Origin of the sequence: Neisseria sp. 19428wB4_WF04 (assembly GCF_015235335.1) — a bacterium.
Classification (GTDB): Bacteria; Pseudomonadota; Gammaproteobacteria; order Burkholderiales; family Neisseriaceae; genus Neisseria; species Neisseria musculi.
In genome coordinates, this window is record NZ_JADGLG010000157.1 from 1 (window position 1) to 456 (window position 456).

Annotated in this window: 1 protein-coding gene; it reads left to right on the forward strand. The window is 71.3% G+C overall.

Annotation, left to right across the window (positions count from 1 at the left end):
* Positions 1 to 36: 36 nt before the first annotated feature.
* Positions 37 to 456 (forward strand): 4Fe-4S binding protein (locus IR141_RS12780; protein ID WP_135037816.1); only part of this gene is annotated, 420 nt, incomplete at its 3' end.

Below are 456 nucleotides of genomic sequence, written 5' to 3' on the forward strand. Positions count from 1 at the left end.
AGGCCACCCTGGTGGCCAAGTGAGCGGGTCTCGACGGTGACTGCCCCGACCTTCCTCGCCGACGCGCCCGCGCGCCGGGACCTGCTCGACGAGCGGCTCGCCCGCTTCGGCGACTGGCTGCGGCAGCACGGCTGGATGATCCGGGCCGTGCAGTGGGTGATCGTCGGAATCTACGGGGTGCTGGTGATCGTGCCCGCGCTGCTGCCGCTACCCGGCAACACCGCGCATATCTGGACCAACCTGACGCTGGCCGCGCAATTCGCGTTCTGGGGCATCTGGTGGCCGTTCGTGCTCCTGAGCATGGTGCTGGTCGGCCGGGCCTGGTGCGGCGTGCTCTGCCCCGAGGGCGCCTTGAGCGAGTTCGCCAGCCGCTGGAGCCGGGGCTACGCCGTGCCGCGCTGGATCACCTGGCAGGGCTGGCCGTTCCTGGCGTTTGCCGGCACCACCGTCTACGGG